General features: G+C 53.9%; 12 protein-coding genes and 1 pseudogene. 3 read left to right on the top strand and 10 right to left on the bottom strand.

The window, feature by feature from the left end; translation table 11 throughout:
* Nucleotides 1–49 precede the first annotated feature (49 nt).
* The 8 genes from NAL19_RS19430 to pilM all read right to left on the bottom strand — a co-directional run bounded on the left by NAL19_RS19430 (nucleotide 50) and on the right by pilM (nucleotide 7,012).
* Nucleotides 50–1,072, bottom strand: a complete 1,023-nt coding sequence (locus NAL19_RS19430; RefSeq protein WP_263058189.1) for an SPOR domain-containing protein — start codon at nucleotides 1,070–1,072, stop codon at nucleotides 50–52.
* Between the two features lie 166 nt (nucleotides 1,073–1,238).
* On the bottom strand, nucleotides 1,239–2,324 hold the full coding sequence (gene aroB / locus NAL19_RS19435; RefSeq protein WP_225086021.1) for a 3-dehydroquinate synthase: 1,086 nt from the start codon (nucleotides 2,322–2,324) through the stop codon (nucleotides 1,239–1,241).
* 54 nt (nucleotides 2,325–2,378) lie between these two features.
* Entirely contained in the window at nucleotides 2,379–2,900 is a 522-nt protein-coding gene (gene aroK, locus NAL19_RS19440) for a shikimate kinase AroK (RefSeq protein WP_005969451.1), read from the bottom strand.
* Nucleotides 2,901–3,249: 349 nt separating this feature from the next.
* A complete protein-coding gene (gene hofQ / locus NAL19_RS19445) occupies nucleotides 3,250–4,542 on the bottom strand; it encodes a DNA uptake porin HofQ (RefSeq protein ID WP_263058190.1) in 1,293 nt (430 codons plus the stop codon).
* A gap of 92 nt (nucleotides 4,543–4,634) precedes the next feature.
* On the bottom strand, nucleotides 4,635–5,012 hold the full coding sequence (locus NAL19_RS19450) for a DUF2531 family protein (protein ID WP_263058191.1): 378 nt from the start codon (nucleotides 5,010–5,012) through the stop codon (nucleotides 4,635–4,637).
* The gene (locus NAL19_RS19455) at nucleotides 5,009–5,596 is read right to left on the bottom strand and encodes a hypothetical protein (protein WP_263058192.1); all 588 of its coding nucleotides are present in this window, start codon (nucleotides 5,594–5,596) and stop codon (nucleotides 5,009–5,011) included. The genes NAL19_RS19450 and NAL19_RS19455 overlap by 4 nt, the downstream gene beginning before the upstream one ends.
* Nucleotides 5,589–6,158 carry a PilN domain-containing protein gene (locus tag NAL19_RS19460; protein WP_225086024.1) on the bottom strand — a complete coding sequence of 190 codons (570 nt, stop codon included), beginning with the start codon at nucleotides 6,156–6,158 and terminating at the stop codon, nucleotides 5,589–5,591. The genes NAL19_RS19455 and NAL19_RS19460 overlap by 8 nt, the downstream gene beginning before the upstream one ends.
* Before the next feature lie 2 nt (nucleotides 6,159–6,160).
* Nucleotides 6,161–7,012: a type IV pilus biogenesis protein PilM gene (pilM, locus tag NAL19_RS19465; RefSeq protein WP_263058193.1), complete on the bottom strand. Its 852-nt coding sequence runs from the start codon at nucleotides 7,010–7,012 to the stop codon at nucleotides 6,161–6,163.
* Nucleotides 7,013–7,123: 111 nt separating this feature from the next.
* Between pilM and mrcA the strand changes: the two genes are divergently transcribed.
* Nucleotides 7,124–9,679, top strand: a complete 2,556-nt coding sequence (gene mrcA / locus NAL19_RS19470; RefSeq protein WP_263058194.1) for a peptidoglycan glycosyltransferase/peptidoglycan DD-transpeptidase MrcA — start codon at nucleotides 7,124–7,126, stop codon at nucleotides 9,677–9,679.
* Between the two features lie 118 nt (nucleotides 9,680–9,797).
* Here the strand turns inward: mrcA and NAL19_RS19475 are convergent, their stop codons facing one another.
* Both NAL19_RS19475 and nudE read right to left on the bottom strand, forming a co-directional pair.
* Nucleotides 9,798–11,222, bottom strand: a complete 1,425-nt coding sequence (locus NAL19_RS19475) for a DUF1593 domain-containing protein (protein ID WP_263058195.1) — start codon at nucleotides 11,220–11,222, stop codon at nucleotides 9,798–9,800.
* 231 nt (nucleotides 11,223–11,453) lie between these two features.
* Nucleotides 11,454–12,010: pseudogene (nudE, locus tag NAL19_RS19480) on the bottom strand (ADP compounds hydrolase NudE).
* A 436-nt stretch (nucleotides 12,011–12,446) separates the two neighbouring features.
* Between nudE and NAL19_RS19485 the strand changes: the two are divergent.
* Both NAL19_RS19485 and yrfG read left to right on the top strand, forming a co-directional pair.
* Nucleotides 12,447–14,594 carry an intracellular growth attenuator family protein gene (locus NAL19_RS19485; RefSeq protein WP_263058196.1) on the top strand — a complete coding sequence of 716 codons (2,148 nt, stop codon included), beginning with the start codon at nucleotides 12,447–12,449 and terminating at the stop codon, nucleotides 14,592–14,594.
* Nucleotides 14,595–14,712: 118 nt separating this feature from the next.
* The gene (yrfG, locus tag NAL19_RS19490; protein WP_225086030.1) at nucleotides 14,713–15,399 is read left to right on the top strand and encodes a GMP/IMP nucleotidase; all 687 of its coding nucleotides are present in this window, start codon (nucleotides 14,713–14,715) and stop codon (nucleotides 15,397–15,399) included.
* The last annotated feature ends 5 nt before the right edge of the window (nucleotides 15,400–15,404 follow it).

The raw sequence follows: 15,404 nt of genomic DNA on the forward strand, positions 1-15,404 counted from the left end.
CCGCGGATTGTACTCTGTGTAAGACAGCACATCAGGGCTAAAATTGGTGTTACTTATTCAAGTCCTGCTTCACCTGGCGGATCGGCTTAACCCATGGTTTTTTCGCTTGAACTTCTGCGGGCAAAGTAGCAATCGCCTGTTTCGCTTCCGCAGAAGACGCATAGACTCCGGTCACTAACACATACCAGGATTTTCCGTCTCGTTTCGTTTCGTACACCCACGAATGGGTGAGGTTGTTCTGTTTCGCGTAGGCTTTCAGCGTGTCGGCACGTGAAGCACTGCTCAGTTGTAACGTAAAGTGGCTGGCAGGCGCATTCTGTACGGAGACGTTCTGCCCAACTGCCGCAGGAGCCGCTTTGGCATTAGCCGCTGGCTTGCTTGCGCTTGCGACTGGCGCTTTTGGCGCGCTGTTCGCTGCTGGCTTGGCACCATTCACATGTGCAGGCGTCGTATTGTGCGTATTTTTAGCGGATGAAGCCGCTGGCGCTTTCCCCGTCGTCGCGACTGTCGCAGGCGCTGTCGGCAGCGTCGAGTTTCCCGTCGCCCCCTGAGAGAATTCGCTCACACGCCCTTGCTGTTGCGACAGCGCATCGGTGATATTGCCTGGCAGCTCGATACGCTGCTGGCCTGCCACTGGCTGCTGAACCTGCGCATCCGTCGGTGTACCGGAAATTGGCGGAGCGCTTAGTGTCTGAGGCGACGTCGGCATCTGAGAAGACGGTTGCCCTGACTGTTGGCCATGGCTGGCATCGGCGGAAACTGCCGCCGTGCTTTCTCCCTGTGAGGAAGGCGGTGCGCTCTGCGTCATGGAGGACGAGGAAGAGAGATCGATATTTCTCTCGCCGCTCGCTTGATTCTGCGTCTGTGACGTTTGTGGCTGAGAAGGTGCCTGCAAAGCAGAACCGATACCCACGATCAGCAATACCAGTACTACAATCCCGATACCAATCATCAGGTGCTGTCTGGAAAGTGCGATTTTAGGTACCGCGAAGTTGCTGCTTTTTTGCTGACGAGTAGGTCGACGGTCACTGGTATCAGGCTTCAGCTCATCTTCCGGCTTGAACTCATCCATTTAACATCTCCCCACTAAAAAACTCGAATCCGCCGCGCAGTCACCGGGGCGAATCATTGAATCGTAACGCATTGTATTTTATTAACCATAACCCATCAGGGCGTGTCTGTCGTTAATACTTATCTTTCATAACTGCCAGTCTTTCATCACCCGATAGCATGACGCATCAGGCAAGGCAATCCGCTATCGAAGCCAACACCATGTCATGCGCGACGCCGCCACGGACTTCCGACTGGCCAATTGCCGTTGGCAGTACCAGGCGTAGCTCGCCCGCCAGCACTTTCTTGTCGCGCATCATATGAGGAAGATAGGCTTCAGGCGCCATTTGCGCCGGGCCGTTCACCGGCAGGCCAGCGCGAATCAGCAGAGATTTGACTCGCTCGACGTCCTCAACGGAGAACTGCCCAAGGCGACGTGCCGTATGTGCAGCCATCACCATGCCTGCCGCAACCGCTTCGCCGTGAAGCCAGTTACCGTAGCCCATTTCCGCTTCGATGGCATGACCGTAAGTATGGCCCAAATTAAGCAGCGCACGCATACCACTTTCGCGTTCATCTGCCGCGACCACTGCCGCTTTGATTTCACAGCAGCGTCGAATGCAGTAAGCCAGCGCGTCATGCTGTAACCCACGCACGGCTTCAATGTTTTCTTCGAGCCAAAGAAAGAAATCGCGATCCAGAATAATGCCGTACTTGATGACTTCCGCCAGCCCGGATGACAATTCCCGTGCCGGTAACGATTTCAGGCAATCCAGATCGATCACAACCGATACGGGCTGGTAGAACGCCCCGATCATGTTTTTACCCAACGGGTGATTGACGGCGGTTTTACCACCGACGGAGGAATCTACCTGCGATAACAGCGTTGTCGGCACCTGAATAAACCGGACGCCACGCTGATAACTGGCCGCGGCAAAACCGGCTAAATCGCCGATGACGCCGCCACCCAAGGCAACAATCGTCGTATCACGACCATGCGGCTTCGCCAACAGAGCGCTGAAGACCTGATCCAATACGGCCAACGATTTGTACTGCTCGCCATCAGGTAAAATAACCTGATCGACATGTACACCGTTGTTTTCCAGCACACCACGAACGCGGTCAAGATACAGAGGGGCCAACGTCTGGTTAGTCACCAGCATGGCCTGCTCCCCCGCTTTCAACGGCATAAAAGAAGCCGAATCATCAAATAATCCGGCGGCTATCGTAATGGGATAACTGCGTTCCCCAAGTGTTACGGTAATTCTTTCCATGCGCGTTAAACAACCCGTTCAGGATCCGCTCAATACGGATATAAAGGTATGCTCTTAGTTACTTTCCAGCATATTGATAATCTGGTTAGCAACGACCTTGGCACTTTGCTCGTCAGTCCGAATGGTCACGTCAGCGATTTCTTCATAAAGCGGGTTCCGCTCTTTCGCCAGCGCTTCCAATACTTCACGTGGAGGGGTTTCAACCTGAAGTAACGGACGCTTCTTATCACGCTGCGTGCGGGCCAGCTGTTTCTCGATCGTCGTTTCCAAATAAACGACAACGCCGCGCGCGGAAAGACGGTTACGCGTCTCACGTGATTTGACTGAGCCACCGCCTGTCGCCAGTACGATGCCTTGCTTTTCCGTCAATTCATTAATGACTTTCTCTTCACGATCGCGGAAGCCTTCTTCGCCTTCCACATCGAATACCCAGCCCACATCAGCCCCAGTGCGTCGCTCAATTTCTTGATCGGAGTCGAAAAACTCCATATTGAGTTGCTGAGCTAACTGACGGCCAATAGTGCTTTTGCCGGCACCCATAGGCCCAACCAGAAAGATATTGCGTTTCTCTGCCATGTTTTTTGGTATTACTAAGACAATTCGTTAATGATAACCCGCCCCGCCAATCAACCCAGCGGCGGGACCTAAACTGAAACCTCATGAGCGATAGTGCGAGAATCAGACAAAAAATTATCTCAAGACTCAGGGTAGTTTGGCAACCGAATAAAATGTCACACCGACCACAGGTGGTCAATGCAGTATGTTTTATCGACATTTTCGGTGGAACAACACTTCAGTGCTCAATTCGCTAACCCTTGTAAGCTAAATCCGCCGCAGCGTCAAACGCATAAGCGCGAACGCGACAAAATATTGCGCCCTGTCAGAAAAAAATAACCGCATGGCAGCAGTGCGCAACTGGGTTTGCTCATGATGAGGCAGGAATCAGCGTCGGCGTAATGAAAATCACCAATTCTCGTCGCGTGTGCTGTTGAGTATGGTTTCTGAACAGGTGACCAAATACGGGAATCTCACCCAAGAGTGGCACTTGTCTGTCGCTGTTCTTTTTTTGCTGCTGGAAAATACCGCCCAATACGATAGTTTCACCATCGGCGACCGTCACCTGAGTTTGGATCTCCTGTTTATCGATCGCTAACGCTTCGCCATTATCACCCTGCTTAATCGTCTGTCCCGGCATGTTTTGACTGATTTTCAGGTTCAGGGTAATCCGACCGGCACGCAAAATAGCCGGCGTGACCTCCATTCCGATCACCGCTTCTTTAAACTCGATGGACGTCGATCCGCTGGCGCCGCTGGAAACCTGATACGGGATTTCCGTACCTTGTTTAATACTCGCGGTCTGCTGGTGCGCCGTAAACAGACGGGGGCTGGCAATAATTTCGACCTGGCTTTCCTGTTCCAGCGCCATGAGTTCCAGATCCAGTAGGCGACCATTCAATCGTGCTAAATGGAATCCCGCATTAATTGCCGGTGTGTCCACTGGTAGGCCGACATTAAAATTATTCAGCCTGAGCGCTTTATTCGCCGCGTCCCCTTCCCCCAATCCCCAGTTAACGCCCAGTTCCTGAAGGTGCTCACTGCTAATGGTGACAATGTGCGCCGCCAGTTGCACCTGCGCTAAGGGGAGATCGAGCGCCTTCACCCACGGTTCGAGCTGTGCCAGAGCCTCTTCCGTATCGCGAATCAATAAGGTATTCGTTCGTTTATCCACGGTTACGCTGCCCCGCGCAGAGAGCAGTGTTCCACGCTGAGCCTGAACGCTGGCCGCCACTTCCGTCGCCTCGGCATACTGCAACGCGACAGAGATATTGTGCAGCGGCAATTTCTGCGCCTGCTCCGCCATACGTTTGTCCTGCTCCTTCTCTAAAGACTCAAGGTGCCCGGCAGGGAAAACCATCAGCACGTTACCGTTACGTTCTGCGCTGAGCTTCCCCATGCGCAGCACAATATCCAGCGCTTGCTGCCACGGTACGTCCGCCAGCCTTAAACTCAGGTTGCCCACTACGCCCGGCGCAATCACGACATTAAGCTGCTGGTGATCGGCTAATGCCTGTAGTACCCGCGGGATCGACGAATCCTCAAACGCCATCGATACCGTATTTTCCGCACGAACCTGAAACGATGCGATAAGAAAAAGTAGCCCGCTCCACACCATCACCTGACATAACAGCATCACCTGACATAACATCCTAATTTTCATAACTTTCCTTGTTATTGAGATACGCTGTTATCAGCGTTGTTTTCAAAGAGCGGCTGCGCAAAAACGAATACGCGCGACCAGGCAGGCTACGCCTATTCCTCTGGCTTATTGATAAACGGGGAAGCCAGCAGCAGGCTATCTGGCAGGCCGTCACAGCCTGCGTCACGCAACGTCGGGACAAATTTGGCACCGGATTTATCCAGTTGGCTAACCACCCAATACCCCGGAGGGATCGTCTCGCCGATCGCCAACCTGATCCAGCCAGCCTCTGGTTGCGCTAGCCAGCCAATCCAGCGTTCGCCAGAGCCGATCACACCTTTTAGCTGCCACGGTGGTAGCGCCGTTGAGGGTAAACAGCGCGTGGTAACCAACGGCTGAAAAGGATCGCTACGCACTGCGGTGTTTTCTGCCTGTACGCTATGCGACGCGAATAGCAGCACCAATGTGATACGGAACGAGGTGAGGCTCATGGCAACGCCTCCGGCCCGATCAGCGCTAATGCCACCTGAAGCTGCGGTGTTCCCGGCGGCGATGCGGTTGGAATCGCGTCAGACTTGATGCTCAACTGCGCAATACGCAGCACATAAGGCAGCGCAGCCAGTTCACGCAGCACCTGCAACACCCCCGTATAATCTGCGCTAAACGCCAATTGCCAACGTTCCTGATGAGGTTCCCCTGCGTGGCGCGGGGCCGGTTGCCAGGACAGCAGCGATGCACCAGCCTGTGCCAGCGGCTCGACGATAAGCTGCGACAATCGGTCAGGCTGGAAAGGGGCGTCTTGCGTGATTTTCTCCGCTAATTGCTCGCGTAGCTCTGGCAACTGCGGCATCACGTCTAGCTTTTGCTGGATTTCCCGTAACGCGAAGCGTGCCTGAGCGGTTTGATCTTCGATACCAAGTACCACCTGCCGAGACCCACCGATAAGTAGCCAGCCGACTAGCAGTCCGGTCGTGGCGACAAATGCCAACTGAAGGGCTATCTGTTGCCAGAGCGGTTTATTCACCAGCTCTGGCCGGCGTAGTACGACATCAATCAGGAGCGTTTGACTAATCATGGCCTTCCCCCAGTGAGGAAGTACCCACATCACGCCAATTAGCCTGAAAGGAAAAGCGCAACCCAGTGTTCACGCCACGCTCTTGGGAGGTATGCAGCAGCTGTACGCGGTCGACGGAAGCATGGCGCAATAATGCATGCTGTAGCGTAACGATATCGCGATAGCTTTCACTCACGCCTGAAAGTAACAGATGCGATCCACGGTCGGCGATTTCCGTCAGCCACAGACGCGCGGGCATCATGCCTGCAATCTGCTCTAGCAAATGGAGGTTGCGACGATTGTCATTCAGGATTACCGCCTGAGCCCGTTCTTGTTCCAGATAGCGGCGCAGCGTTTCCTGCGCCTGGTGCGTTTGTTGATATCGCACCGTCAGTTGCTGTTGCTGGGCCAGCACCGTATTGAGTGTATCCTGTGCCTGTTGCTGCCTGTGCAGCCAAAACAGATAACTAGCGGCGATAAGGCATAACGCCATCCCTATCTGTAGCCATAGCAGCCCCAACCAGCGACGTGCCTGCCGATGCATCTGGACTTTCCGCCAGGGTAAAAGATTAATCAGCAGCATAATCAGGCATCCTCAGGGCGCAATGCCAGCCCACCCGCAATCGCAAAAGCCGGGGGAAAACTCGGCAGCGGCGGCTGCATGTGGCTAAACACGGTAAACGGCGACCACGGCTGTAATACGTCAGCGATCTGGTTAGGTAAATCAGGCGAAACGCCAGAATAGTAGGCCATACTATCGACATCATGCTGATAGCGAGTACTCACAATCGATAAAATATCGGATTCATCATTCAATTCATCAAGATGTATGAACCCCGAGTGAAAAGCGTGGTTTAGCGGGGATGCCCACAGCCAGCCCTCCAGCAGGCGATGCAGCAACAGGCGATGAGATTCCAGCCCTGCCAGTTGCGCCATCGTTCGGAGCGCACAGGTTGAAACATCAAGAACATCAGGGCGTAACTCCACACGATCCAGACATATCAGCCATCTATCAATTTCCTGTCGACGTGCTGCCGTCACCAGCAGAGAACCCTGTTCCTGCGGGTCTTCCCGATAGTCTATCGCCAGCGATTCGCTGCTAACTGGCAGCTTACGCGCCGCCATCGTTTCAATATAGAGACTGCGCCCTGGCTCCTGTAAACGCCGGTCGGGCATCGGCAGATGCTGCTGCAAGATCAGTTGGGCAGGAAACCCCACCCGTAGCGAAATGTGTCCAGGCAGCAAACGACGCCATGTACGCAAGGCCTCACAAAGCGCCTCAGTATGGTGTAAACTACCCGAGTGCAACGTATCGTCTGGTAGCGGACATTGCCACCAGTGACGAAGCTGCCAGCCATTGCGGCGGCGCTGAACCGCCAGAGCGCGCATGAAGCCGTTCTGTATATCTAATCCAACCCGCCAGATGTGATAAGCCATGCTCAACCCGATTTCCTTATCCAATAAACATATCCACAGTGCTGGCTTACCTTTATACTAGCGCTCGGTTGTTTATAAACTGTCCAAACGCTACTGAATGGAAAATCCCAGGTGAAGTTCGTAAAGTATCTATTCATCCTTGCAGTCTCTTGCATTCTGCTGGGAGCTGCCTCGATATACGGTTTGTACCGTTATATCGAACCCCAACTGCCCGATGTCGCCACGCTGAAAGACGTTCGGCTACAAACGCCAATGCAGGTTTACAGCGCTGATGGCGAACTGATCGCCCAGTTTGGTGAAAAACGCCGTATCCCGCTCAAGCTGGACCAGATTCCCCCTGAGCTGGTACACGCCTTTATCGCGACCGAAGACAGCCGCTTCTACGATCACCACGGTGTCGACCCCGTCGGGATTATTCGCGCCGCGTCTATCGCGTTGACGTCTGGCCACGCCTCTCAAGGGGCGAGTACCATTACGCAACAGCTCGCCAGGAACTTCTTCCTAAGCCCGGAACGCACTCTGATTCGTAAGATCAAGGAAGTGTTTCTGGCTATCCGCATTGAGCAGTTGCTGACCAAGGATGAAATCCTTGAGCTCTATCTGAACAAGATTTACCTCGGCTATCGCGCCTATGGCGTTGGTGCGGCGGCACAGGTGTACTTTGGTCGCCCGGTTGATCAGTTGACGCTGAGCGAAATGGCGATGATCGCCGGCCTGCCGAAAGCACCGTCAACGTTCAACCCGCTCTATTCCTATGACCGCGCCGTTGCCCGCCGCAACGTGGTGCTTGCGCGCATGAAGGATGAAAACTACATCACGCAGGCGCAATACGATGCGGCGCGTAACGAAACGCTGGTGGCGAATTATCACGCCCCAGAGATTTCGTTCTCCGCACCGTATGTCGCGGAAATGGCGCGGCAGGAGATGGTGAAACGCTACGGTGAAGACGCGTATAACGACGGTTATAAGGTCTACACGACGGTCACAAAAAAATTGCAAACGGCCGCGCAGGATGCCCTGCGTAATAACGTGATGGCCTATGACATGCGCCACGGTTATCGTGGCCCGAGTAAAGTGCTGTGGAAAGTGGGTGAAGGCACTTGGGATCAGGCGAAAATGATTACCGCTCTGAAAGCGCTGCCGGTCTACGGTCCGCTCTCTCCGGCTATCGTCACCAGCACCACGGCAGACAACGCGATTGCAATCCTGTCTGACGGCAGCAATATTGCTCTGCCAATGGCAGGCATGCGCTGGGCACGTCCATACCGTTCCGATACGCAGCAAGGGCCAACGCCGAAACGCGTAACGGACGTGGTGCAGGCAGGCCAGCAGATCTGGGTACGCAAAGTCAATGATGACTGGTGGCTGGCACAGGTGCCGGACGTCAACTCCGCCATCGTTTCACTCAACCCGAAAGATGGTGCGATAGAAGCGCTGGTCGGCGGTTTTGACTTTAACCAAAGTAAATTCAACCGTGCGACGCAGGCTTTGCGTCAGATTGGTTCCAACATCAAACCGTTCCTGTACACCGCGGCGATGGACAAAGGGTTAACGCTGGCAACGATTCTGAACGACGTGCCGATCACCCGCTGGGATGCCGGCGCCGGATCTGACTGGCGGCCAAAAAACTCACCGGCAACCTATGATGGCCCGATCCGTCTGCGTCAGGGGCTGGGTCAGTCCAAAAACGTGGTGATGGTACGAGCCATGCGCGCGATGGGCGTGGATTATGCGGCGGATTACCTGCAACGCTTCGGTTTCCCGGCGCAGAATATCGTCCATACCGAGTCACTGGCGCTGGGTGCCGCTTCATTTACACCGCTCCAGGTTGTACGGGGTTATGCCGTTATGGCAAACGGCGGCTATCTGGTTGATCCCTATCTGATTACCAGAATAGAGAGCGAAGCGGGTGGTACGGTCTTTACAGCGACGCCAAAAGTGGTCTGCGATACCTGTAACTTACCGCTAATCTACGGTGAAACGCCACGTTCTCCAGTATTAGCGACCACTAACGTTGAAGACGTCGCCACATCAAACGAAACGCCACCGCAAGGTCTGCCGCAACCGGAGCTGGAGCCTGTCACACCAGAGGCGGCACAGCAAAGCGCCGCACAGCCTTACGCCCCGCACGTGATCAGTACGCCGCTGGCGTTCCTGATTAAAGACGCACTAAACAGTAACATTTTTGGCGAACCCGGCTGGATGGGAACAGGCTGGCGCGCGGGCCGAGAGTTGAAACGTCATGATATCGGCGGTAAAACCGGTACAACGAACAGTTCCAAAGATGCCTGGTTCTCCGGCTATGGTCCGAATCTGGTCACCTCGGTCTGGATCGGCTTTGACGATCACCGCCGCGATCTGGGTGCCAGCAGCGCCTCTGGCGTCATCAAAGACCAGATCTCCGGCTATGAAGGCGGTGCGAAATCCGCACAGCCTGCGTGGGATGATTTCATGAAATCCGCGCTGGATGGCGTACCGGAACAGCCGCTGACACCACCACCCGGCGTCGTCAGCGTGGTCATTGACCGCAGCAGCGGCAAACTGTCTAACGGTGGCGGGAACAGCCGTTCCGAATACTTTATTGATGGAACGCAGCCGAAAGAATATGAAGTGCACGAAGTCGGCACCACGCTGATGGATAACGGACAAAGCGAAGAGCTGTTCTGATATCCGGCATCATGTTCATTGATGGCCTTCCTGACGGAAGGCCATTTTTATTGCACACTCAGCACAATGCCCTGTAGGTCGGGCTATCGGCGTTCAATTCCTCACTTTCCAAACCACATCACTTCGGCATCACGGTGACAATCGCCCGACGATAGGAGAACAGATTCGGTGTTCCCTCATCTTTCGCCTGCAAAATGATATGGAAAGGCGTCGGCGTTTTAACGTCCGGTGCAACAAACTGCGTTTGCATCCCTGATGCGTTGGCCAGCTTCACCTCTGGCGCAAAATGTACGCCTATCGCGGTGGCCGTGGGTTCCTTATATTGCCACCAGGTATAATTCACTTTGTCACCATCACGATCGTGAGAACCATCGGCGGATAGCGTCACGGTTTCCCCTGCTTTCACGTTGATCGCCACAATAGAACGTCCGGCCTGACCATTCAGCACAAGGTCGGGGTTATGGTTGGCTTTTTTACTGTCCTTCGTCAGCGTCCAGTCCATACGAGCAGCAAAATCATTCTGGAATGCGTCACGCCAGCGCCAGATCGTGGCCGAGGCGGTACGGTACATTTTACCGTTATGACTCATGACCTGATCGGAGGTGCTGACGCGTAGCCCACTGGTGTCGCCCGGCACAATAGCCGCATAGCGCCCTCCCCAACTGCCATATTCCGCGTGTTCTGGATCGCCAAGCCCGTTTTGAATCAGATAGAGGAATGAGGGTGTATCCCCTTCCATCGTATATTCAATCGCTGGGTAGACCGCACCGAGCGGGCCTTTGCTACGGATATGTTTGCTCAGCCATTCGTTATTCACCTGACTCATATCGCTGCCTTCGGCAAACGACGAGGACATGCCGATCCAGGTAGAGAGGAAATAATCATTCCAGGCATGGATACTGGTGATATAGCGCAGCGTCGGAAAATTCGCGCGAATCCAGGCACCGGTATTATCCTGATCGGAAATCGCATACACGCGAATCTTACTGACAAACGTCGCCACCTGCTCCGGCGTGCGAGTCGCACGTACGTCATGCAGCGCCTGCGCTAAGTCTACTGCCCCGCCCCATACCGTAACCCACAGAGGACGCGTGTCCTGTTTGTCCACCGCCTGAATGATCAACCTGGAGGCCTCTGTCGCTTTATTATCACCCACGACGTCCATGCCAAATCCGGCACGGCCAGATTTGACAACCTGACGTAATGCTTCCGCAGAAGGGTAGCCGGACGCATGCTGGCGCAGGTTAGGCAACACCTGCTCGTAAGCATCAAGGCGCTGCATAATCATCTCTGGATTGACCTTATCCCTTAGCCAGGTTGAGGTCGTTGCCACAATCCCTTCGACATCGAACTCGTTACTGTAGAGCAGGAAGCGAACCAAAGACTGCGAATCATCAGGCTCGTTACCAATGTCCGTCAGAATAAGTATTCGGGTTTTCTCCGGCGCGGTTTCTGCCGCCTGACCCAGCACAGGAAAGAGCAGCGTGCTCATCAGCGCCAGCAGCACCAATGGTGTACGTATGATCCCCTTCGGTATGTTCATCTTATCACTCTCTTTTGTCGGTGTTGTTTTACCCATTTATCAGGGCTGAAAAACAAAAAAACCCGCCGTGAATAGCAGGTTTTGCTATCCACGGCAGGTTCGCCTTCATTCATCAGTCACGCCCTGTGCAGACGTTATAGACGTCCGCATCGGTCACGACAACGCGTTAAAAAAGGATGTGTGACCGATATCACCGGAAAAGACGTATGCTTTCCGTTATGTCACTGGAAATTAGCGGGGTGTACGACGCAGCCAGTCGTGAGCCAGAAACAGCGCACTGACATTACGTGCTTCGCGGAAATCAGGCTCTTGCAACAGCGACATCATGTTCTCCACAGGCCAGCGGATTTGCGGCATGGGTTCCGGCTCATCGCCTTCCAGGCTCTGCGGATACAGCCCCCGCGCCACCACGATATTCATCTGGCTGGAAAATAGGAGGGTGCCATGGTTAATGTCGCCAGTAACTCTAGCTTTTCTGCCCCAAAACCGATTTCTTCCATCAATTCGCGGTTAGCGGCTTCAAAGACCGTTTCACCGGGATCGATCAGCCCTTTGGGGAAGCCTAATTCGTATTCTTCAATGCCGACGGCGTATTCACGAATCAACACCAATTCATCATCAATGACCGGGACAACCATCACCGCCTGTCGACCGCTTGAGCGCATCCGTTCATAAACCCGGCGAACCCCGTTGCTAAATTCAAGATCGACGGATTCCACATTGAACAGGCGCGAACGCGCTACCGTTTCTACCTTGAGGATTTTAGGTTTTTGCAGGTTATGACTCATTGATGCCCCCAGAGCGTTACGACCAGAACGGCATCTTAGCCCAACACGCATGAGAGACTGCGCTTAATGCAATCCGCATATGGCATGCTGTTGGATAAGAAAAGATCGTAAATATTCTTTTTTGATTCTGCTCACATTGTGCGTTAACAGTCGCCTTCGCTGCAACTATCATGACGATGAATTTACGTGTGAGCAACATACAGGATACATCCTGTATGAGAAACCGCCGCTAAAAGTCAATAACTTAAAAAAAATAGGAATATCCTCATTCAAGTGGCATTTTTTGCTTGTTACTATCATCACCTTATGCGATTAATTCCATTCACAATTACGTTATTAATCTAAGAAAACAATGCCATACGGGTTATCATCAATTGTATAATTTTGTTAAACTCCGACGAAAACAAGGAGCCTCGCGTTTTGGAAGGGAGATGACATGAGCACAATATTTACCTTATTGGCGATATTGCTTGCCTGTCTGATCGCGATCGGAGGTGTTATTGGCTACCGACTGCGCCGTCGTTTCTTATCCACCCCGCCATTACCCGTTTCGCAATCGCTTCCCCGACGGCTCACTGAAGATGAACGCATCGCCGTGGAGCGTTATCTGGCTCAGGAAAACAGCCAGCAGACCACGCCGCTTGATACCCCGAATGCGCAGCCAAAACTGCCGCGTTCCCTGCAAAGTAATCGGGTTTACCCCGTCACCAAGACGATTACCCGCTACGGCCTGAGCACCGATGCTCAGAATAAGTGGCGCTACTACATCGATACACAAGAGATCCATCTGCCGCCCAGTTGGGAACAGTTCATTACCGAAAACAACACCGTCGAACTGATAAAGACGCGCTCGATTCCGCTGGTGATTTCCCTGAACGGACACTCGCTAACTGAGTGCCTTGACGATCGGCCGCTGGCTCCACTACCAAGCGAAGTCCCCGTCCCGAACGCCTCCATCCGTCAGGAAGGGAGTGAGCATGCCGAATTGGTCACTATCCGTAAGGAAACACGTGAAGAACACGCCATGCACCACTCTGGGGGCTTGAAGGAAGCCGCCGTGCTCTGCGTGTCTTTCTTGCTCTTGTTCATCAGCCTGAATAGCCCTATCGCCCTGCTCCCCTGGCTGATTGGTACCGCATCCTTATTGGCGGGCTGGAGCCTCTGGCAGCTTTTCCGCTCGCCGTCCGCTCAGGAGCTGCGGGATGTCCACTGCCTTCACGGCACACCGCAAGGCTTGGGCCTGTTTGGCGAGTCCAATCAAGGACCGCTCGGCAATATCTCACTCGGCAATATCGATCTGATTTACCCGCCTCACTGGCAACCCTACATCACGCAAGATCTGGGCAGAAAAACGGATGTCGATATCTATCTCAATCGGCAGGTCATCCGTCAGGGCGAACACCTTTCGCTGCATGATGAAGTGAAACATTTCCCGTTACAGCGCTGGGGCAGGAATCTGCTGCTATCCGTTGGTTCACTGCTCAGCCTGATTTTACTGATTACCAACGTGCAACTTGAACTGCCGCTCAAGCTCAGTCTGGCCTGGCTTCAGGGCGCACAGCGTATTGAAGTCACGCAGGTCAGCGATCTGGAAAAGGCTCAGCTCCACATTGGTGATACGCTGGCGGTGCGTGGCAGTGGTATGTGCTATGTGCCCGCAGGAATTCGTCCCGTCTCCACGCCGTCATCCTACGCGTTCAGCCCGTTCGACTGCTCCGCCATTTACTGGAATAAAGCCACGCCGCTGCCCTTACCGGAATCCGAGACCATTGAAAAAGCCTCTGCCTTGCTGAAATCCGTCAACAGCCAGCTCCACCCGCAAGCGGAAAAAGAAGGTCAGGTTAATTCCCAGCTAGCGTCCACGATCCAGAAATCAGGGCTGATCCTGATGAAAAACTTCGCTGACGTTGTCCTGAGAACACAAGATCTGTGTAAACAGGAAAACGATTGCTCCCGGCTGAAAAATGCGCTGGTTAATCTGAGCGATGTCAAAAACTGGAATACGCTGGTCAAAGACGCCAACTCCGGCACGCTAAAAGGCATGAATGTGGTGTTGCCCGCCGTCAGCGCAGAAACGCTGGAATCTCTGGTCAACAGTTCTACCGATCAATTCTTCTATCAGGAAATCAATAATGCGGCAGAATCGCTGAACAGCCCGCCGCCCGGTGGATTCCTGATTCGCAGCGATGAAGGCCGGCAGTTCGTTAACCACCCGCTCCCTCCAATGCCGCTCAATGAGTACCGCCCGTCGGATCAGTGGCAGGAACTCCAGCGGCTTTCCGCGATGCTGTTGCATACCCCGTTTAATGCCACAGGCGTTATCACCCAACTCAGCACCGATGCCAACGGGACGCAGCACATCAACCTGCACAGCGAACCCGACGTCATTACCGTCTGGCGCTATCTCGGCAGTTGCCTGCTGCTGCTGCTGTTTTCTGCAACGTTTATCGTTAATGCGGTTCTGGCCGCCATTAAACTGCGTAAAAGCCAGAAACGAGTGACCGATATTCAGCGCTATTACGCTTCTCGGTTCAACATGATGACGGATGCGTTCCCGGACAACCGCCCTCTGCTCCCCCGCTAACGGCATCGTGCCCGTACTGCGGTTATGCTAACCTAGCGGAATCGGTTTCCCGCCACTATTGCATTGCGCGCCTCCTGCTTCATCATCCCTACAGCACGGCGCGACATCTGGAGTCGTTATGAATCCCCACGTTAACTGGCACGACATCGACACCGTGATACTGGATATGGATGGCACGCTGCTCGATCTGGCGTTTGACAGCTATTTCTGGCTTCAACTGGTACCGCAGTCGCTCAGTGAAAAACGCCATATCAGCCTTGAGCAGGCACACCAGCTCATCGAACAAGAGTACCGTGCCGTTCAGCACACGCTAAACTGGTACTGTTTCGATTACTGGTCAGAACGTCTGGATCTGGATATCTATCAAATGACGACGGATATCGGCACACGTGCCCGGCTGCGCGATGACACCACGCCGTTTTTAGCGGCGCTGCGCGAATGCGGTAAAGAGACCATTCTCCTGACCAACGCCCATCCACACAGTCTGGCGGTAAAAATCGAACATACGGGGCTGGATCAGCACCTTGATTTATTGCTTTCCACCCATACTTATGGATATCCGAAAGAGAATCAGCGCTTGTGGCAGGCCGTACAGCAGCAAACCGGTTTCGACCCTGCCAGAACATTATTCGTGGATGACAGCGAGCCGATTCTGGATGCCGCAAAAACGTTCGGTATCCATTACTGTCTGGGCGTACGTAATCCAGATTCCGGCCAACAGGAAAAGGCGTTCCTGCAACATCCGTCAATGAACGACTATCTTGCGCTGCTACCCGCTCTGCGCCACTCCGTTAACGCCGGATAATGCAG

Source organism: Pectobacterium sp. F1-1, assembly GCF_025643735.1.
GTDB classification, from domain to species: Bacteria; Pseudomonadota; Gammaproteobacteria; order Enterobacterales; family Enterobacteriaceae; genus Pectobacterium; species Pectobacterium colocasium.